The organism is Enterobacter sp. 342 (assembly GCF_036663495.1).
In the GTDB taxonomy this organism is placed as follows: Bacteria; Pseudomonadota; Gammaproteobacteria; order Enterobacterales; family Enterobacteriaceae; genus Enterobacter.
This window is the reverse complement of the sequence record NZ_JAWUEI010000142.1, coordinates 1-426: the sequence shown is the minus strand read 5'-3', so window position 1 is coordinate 426 and position 426 is coordinate 1. Positions and strand designations below refer to the sequence as shown.

Genomic DNA, 426 nt, shown 5'->3' with positions numbered 1-426 from the left:
CGGCCGGGAACTCAAAGGAGACTGCCAGTGATAAACTGGAGGAAGGTGGGGATGACGTCAAGTCATCATGGCCCTTACGAGTAGGGCTACACACGTGCTACAATGGCGCATACAAAGAGAAGCGACCTCGCGAGAGCAAGCGGACCTCATAAAGTGCGTCGTAGTCCGGATTGGAGTCTGCAACTCGACTCCATGAAGTCGGAATCGCTAGTAATCGTAGATCAGAATGCTACGGTGAATACGTTCCCGGGCCTTGTACACACCGCCCGTCACACCATGGGAGTGGGTTGCAAAAGAAGTAGGTAGCTTAACCTTCGGGAGGGCGCTTACCACTTTGTGATTCATGACTGGGGTGAAGTCGTAACAAGGTAACCGTAGGGGAACCTGCGGTTGGATCACCTCCTTACCTTAAAGAACCTGCCTTTG

1 rRNA gene is annotated in these 426 nt (G+C 52.8%); it reads left to right on the top strand.

The window, feature by feature from the left end:
* Positions 1-406, top strand: a 16S ribosomal RNA gene (locus tag V6E55_RS25675); the annotation flags it as partial.
* Positions 407-426: the final 20 nt, after the last annotated feature.